The sequence below is a fragment of the Moraxella sp. VT-16-12 genome, from assembly GCF_002224245.2.
Lineage (GTDB): Bacteria > Pseudomonadota > Gammaproteobacteria > Pseudomonadales > Moraxellaceae > Moraxella.
Window position 1 is genome coordinate 1 of sequence record NZ_NKHK02000018.1, and the last position, 5,640, is coordinate 5,640.

Annotated in this window: 2 tRNA genes and 3 rRNA genes; all 5 read left to right on the forward strand. The window is 47.0% G+C overall.

Features of this window, described 5'->3' with window-relative positions:
* The first annotated feature begins 363 nt into the window (after positions 1-363).
* Positions 364-1,898: ribosomal RNA gene (locus tag CEW93_RS10490) — 16S ribosomal RNA — on the forward strand.
* Positions 1,899-2,001: 103 nt separating this feature from the next.
* A tRNA-Ile gene (locus CEW93_RS10495) sits at positions 2,002-2,078 on the forward strand.
* 10 nt (positions 2,079-2,088) lie between these two features.
* Positions 2,089-2,164, forward strand: a tRNA-Ala gene (locus CEW93_RS10500).
* A gap of 339 nt (positions 2,165-2,503) precedes the next feature.
* A 23S ribosomal RNA gene (locus tag CEW93_RS10505) occupies positions 2,504-5,362 on the forward strand.
* A 126-nt stretch (positions 5,363-5,488) separates the two neighbouring features.
* Positions 5,489-5,602: ribosomal RNA gene (rrf, locus tag CEW93_RS10510) — 5S ribosomal RNA — on the forward strand.
* Together the 16S, 23S and 5S rRNA genes with 2 tRNA genes alongside form the textbook arrangement of a ribosomal RNA operon.
* Positions 5,603-5,640 lie beyond the last annotated feature (38 nt).

Sequence of the window (5,640 nt, forward strand, 5' to 3'; positions counted from 1 at the left end):
TTTGAAATTTTTTAAAATAATGCTTGACACCATAAAAAATCAGCGTATAATACGCACTCATTCGCTGGACGACAGACGAATTACTCTTTAACAACAAACAAAGAACAACTTGTGTGGATTTTTGTCAATACAAGATGATACAAATAACATATTATCATTTATGTGAGTAAGATACAACTCATACTGACAAAAATACTCAAAGTTAATTCATTTACACGATGAGCAGATAAACAAATCATCTTAATACATGGTTTGAATATCAAATTTGCTAGTAGTACGATTAAGTACACATAAATGAGCCAAAATAAAAGTCCTAACTTCTTAATAGTTTATATTATTATCGTTAATAGGCAAACAAAGATTAAACTGAAGAGTTTGATCATGGCTCAGATTGAACGCTGGCGGCAGGCTTAACACATGCAAGTCGAACGATGATTACTAGCTTGCTAGTATGATTAGTGGCGAACGGGTGAGTAATGCTTAGGAATCTGCCTATTAGTGGGGGACAACATTCCGAAAGGAATGCTAATACCGCATACGTCCTACGGGAGAAAGCAGGGGATCTTTTGACCTTGCGCTAATAGATGAGCCTAAGTCGGATTAGCTAGTTGGTGGGGTAAAGGCCTACCAAGGCGACGATCTGTAGCTGGTCTGAGAGGATGATCAGCCACACTGGGACTGAGACACGGCCCAGACTCCTACGGGAGGCAGCAGTGGGGAATATTGGACAATGGGCGAAAGCCTGATCCAGCCATGCCGCGTGTGTGAAGAAGGCCTTTTGGTTGTAAAGCACTTTAAGTGGGGAGGAAAAGCTAATAATTAATACCTATTAGCCCTGACGTTACCCACAGAATAAGCACCGGCTAACTCTGTGCCAGCAGCCGCGGTAATACAGAGGGTGCAAGCGTTAATCGGAATTACTGGGCGTAAAGCGAGCGTAGGTGGTTACTTAAGTCAGATGTGAAAGCCCCGGGCTTAACCTGGGAACTGCATCTGATACTGGGTAACTAGAGTAGGTGAGAGGGAAGTAGAATTCCAGGTGTAGCGGTGAAATGCGTAGAGATCTGGAGGAATACCGATGGCGAAGGCAGCTTCCTGGCATCATACTGACACTGAGGTTCGAAAGCGTGGGTAGCAAACAGGATTAGATACCCTGGTAGTCCACGCCGTAAACGATGTCTACCAGTCGTTGGGTCTTTTAAAGACTTAGTGACGCAGTTAACGCAATAAGTAGACCGCCTGGGGAGTACGGCCGCAAGGTTAAAACTCAAATGAATTGACGGGGGCCCGCACAAGCGGTGGAGCATGTGGTTTAATTCGATGCAACGCGAAGAACCTTACCTGGTCTTGACATAGTAGGAATCCTGCAGAGATGCGGGAGTGCCTTCGGGAATCTACATACAGGTGCTGCATGGCTGTCGTCAGCTCGTGTCGTGAGATGTTGGGTTAAGTCCCGCAACGAGCGCAACCCTTTTCCTTAGTTACCAGCGGGTTATGCCGGGAACTCTAAGGATACTGCCAGTGACAAACTGGAGGAAGGCGGGGACGACGTCAAGTCATCATGGCCCTTACGACCAGGGCTACACACGTGCTACAATGGTAGGTACAAAGGGTTGCTACACAGCGATGTGATGCTAATCTCAAAAAGCCTATCGTAGTCCGGATTGGAGTCTGCAACTCGACTCCATGAAGTCGGAATCGCTAGTAATCGCAGATCAGAATGCTGCGGTGAATACGTTCCCGGGCCTTGTACACACCGCCCGTCACACCATGGGAGTTGATCTCACCAGAAGTGGGTAGCCTAACGCAAGAGGGCGCTCACCACGGTGGGGTCGATGACTGGGGTGAAGTCGTAACAAGGTAGCCGTAGGGGAACCTGCGGCTGGATCACCTCCTTAATGAGATTATCTGATTGGCAAGAATCCACAACAAGTTGTTCTTTGGCAGTAAAGAAATAGAGTTAAAAGCTAAAATTGCGTTGCAATTTTTTAACGCTTTTCGGGGTCTATAGCTCAGTTGGTTAGAGCACCGCCTTGATAAGGCGGGGGTCATAAGTTCAAGTCTTATTAGACCCACCATTAACTTTCAGGGGTTATAGCTCAGTTGGTAGAGCGCCTGCCTTGCACGCAGGAGGTCAGGAGTTCGACTCTCCTTAACTCCACCATCATTAATGAGAATTAAGCAATCAAAACAAGATTGAATAAAACAAGATTGAAGTTTAGATTTCTTACTTCTACTTAATGTAGATGACTTATAATTAACTGATGAAGTTAATTGCAATTCTTTAACAACATAGATATGAGTCTGGGTAATTTATTTAATTCCAACAAATAAATTACCATTCCAATCATACTCCACATCAAAGCATAAAGTTTTATCTTCATTGATAACAATGTATTTGATGATGATTGGATAAAGTAAAGAGAACTGAATCAAGCGTAAACATAGGTAAATCGTTACAATCATTCTCATACATCACAAGTGAGACTACTTGGGGTTGTATGGTCAAGTAATGAAGTGCACATGGTGGATGCCTTGGCAGTCAGAGGCGATGAAAGACGTGATAGCCTGCGATAAGCGTCGGTGAGGTGGCAATATCCTGTGACCCGGCGATTTCTGAATGGGGAAACCCACCTAAGATAACTTAGGTATCATAATGTATTTTATGAGGCGAACCGGGAGAAGTGAAACATCTCAGTACCCCGAGGAAAAGACATCAATTGAGATTCCCTAAGTAGCGGCGAGCGAACGGGGAGTAGCCGATCAATTTTACAGTAGCAAAATGGCGTGGGAAAGCCAACCGTAGTAGGTGATAGTCCTGTATGCGAAACTGTTTAAGCGACATATTAAGTAGGGCGAGACACGTGAAATCTTGTCTGAAGATGGGGGGACCATCCTCCAAGGCTAAATACTCCTGACTGACCGATAGTGAACCAGTACCGTGAGGGAAAGGCGAAAAGAACCCCTGTTAGGGGAGTGAAATAGAACCTGAAACCGTGTGCATACAAGCAGTGGGAGCGGATTTATTCCGTGACCGCGTACCTTTTGTATAATGGGTCAGCGACTTATATTCTGTAGCAAGCTTAACCGTGTAGGGGAGGCGTAGGGAAACCGAGTCTTAATAGGGCGATTAAGTTGCAGGGTATAGACCCGAAACCGAGTGATCTATCCATGAGCAGGTTGAAAGTGCCGTAACAGGCACCGGAGGACCGAACCCACTGTCGTTGAAAAGCCAGGGGATGACTTGTGGATAGGGGTGAAAGGCTAATCAAACTCGGTGATAGCTGGTTCTCCCCGAAAGCTATTTAGGTAGCGCCTCGGACGAATACCATTGGGGGTAGAGCACTGTTTCGGCTAGGGGGTCATCCCGACTTACCAAACCGATGCAAACTCCGAATACCGATGAGTACTATCCGGGAGACAGACGGCGGGTGCTAACGTCCGTCGTCAAGAGGGAAACAACCCAGACCGCCAGCTAAGGCCCCAAATTCCTAGTTAAGTGGGAAACGATGTGGGAAGGCATAGACAGCTAGGAGGTTGGCTTAGAAGCAGCCACCCTTTAAAGAAAGCGTAATAGCTCACTAGTCGAGTCGGCCTGCGCGGAAGATGTAACGGGGCTCAAACTAGGAGCCGAAGCTGCGGATTTAATTGTTTCAATTAAGTGGTAGGGGAGCGTTGTGTAAGCCTGTGAAGGTGTGCTGTAAGGCATGCTGGAGGTATCACAAGAGCGAATGCTGACGTGAGTAACGACAAAACGGGTGAAAAGCCCGTTCGCCGGAAGACCAAGGGTTCCAGTCCAACGTTAATCGGGGCTGGGTGAGTCGACCCCTAAGGCGAGGCCGAAAGGCGTAGTCGATGGGAAATCGGTTAATATTCCGATACTTGTTTATGATGCGATGGAGGGACGGAGAAGGTTATGTCAGCCTGGCGTTGGTTGTCCAGGTGGAAGGATGTAGGTAGGTTTAGTAGGCAAATCCGCTAAACTATTACTGAGATCTGATAGCAAGCTGTACATGTACAGCGAAGTGGCAAATACCATGCTTCCAGGAAAAGCTTCTAAGCGATAGTCTTAAACAAATCGTACCCGAAACCGACACAGGTGGTCAGGTAGAGAATACCAAGGCGCTTGAGAGAACTCTGCTGAAGGAACTAGGCAAAATGGTACCGTAACTTCGGGAGAAGGTACGCTGCCGATGGTGATTAAACTTGCTTTATGAGCTGTTGGCAGTCGCAGATACCAGGCTGCTGCAACTGTTTATTAAAAACACAGCACTCTGCAAACACGAAAGTGGACGTATAGGGTGTGATGCCTGCCCGGTGCTGGAAGGTTAATTGATGGGGTTAGCGTATGCGAAGCTCTTGATCGAAGCCCCAGTAAACGGCGGCCGTAACTATAACGGTCCTAAGGTAGCGAAATTCCTTGTCGGGTAAGTTCCGACCTGCACGAATGGCATAATGATGGCAGCGCTGTCTCCAGCAGAGACTCAGTGAAATCGAAATCGCAGTGAAGATGCTGTGTACCCGCGGCTAGACGGAAAGACCCCGTGAACCTTTACTACAGCTTTACATTGAACTTTGACCTAACTTGTGTAGGATAGGTGGGAGGCTTTGAAGTGGCGACGCCAGTTGCCATGGAGCCAACCTTGAAATACCACCCTGGTTATGTTGGGGTTCTAACTTGAGATTAACAGATCTAAGGACAATGTATGGTGGGTAGTTTGACTGGGGCGGTCTCCTCCTAAAGAGTAACGGAGGAGTACGAAGGTGCGCTCAGAACGGTCGGAAATCGTTCAAAGAGTATAAAGGCAAAAGCGCGCTTAACTGCGAGACCCACAAGTCGAGCAGGTACGAAAGTAGGTCTTAGTGATCCGGTGGTTCTGTATGGAAGGGCCATCGCTCAACGGATAAAAGGTACTCTGGGGATAACAGGCTGATACCGCCCAAGAGTTCATATCGACGGCGGTGTTTGGCACCTCGATGTCGGCTCATCTCATCCTGGGGCTGAAGCAGGTCCCAAGGGTATGGCTGTTCGCCATTTAAAGAGGTACGCGAGCTGGGTTTAGAACGTCGTGAGACAGTTCGGTCCCTATCTACCGTGGGCGTTGGAAATTTGAGAGGATCTGCTCCTAGTACGAGAGGACCAGAGTGGACGAACCTCTGGTGTTCCGGTTGTTACGCCAGTAGCATTGCCGGGTAGCTATGTTCGGATGGGATAACCGCTGAAAGCATCTAAGCGGGAAGCCCACCTCAAGATGAGATTTCCCTAAAGAGCCGTTGTAGACTACGACGTTGATAGGTTGGGTGTGGAAGTGTAGTGATACATGTAGCTAACCAATACTAATTGCTCGTTTGGCTTGACCATACAACACCCAAGTGGTTTAAGTTGTATGCAAGTGTAAAGATTTTACCTAAGCTTGATTAAGTCAAATAAATAATTATCTTGAAAATAAAAACAAACAGACTCATACAGCGTTGTTAATCCTTTTACGCTGACGACAATAGCAAGATGGAACCACCTGATACCTTCCCGAACTCAGAAGTGAAACGTCTTAGCGCCGATGGTAGTGTGGTTTGCCCATGTGAGAGTAGGTCATCGTCAGCATCCTTATTTACCCCCGCCAAGAGATTGGTGGGGGTTTT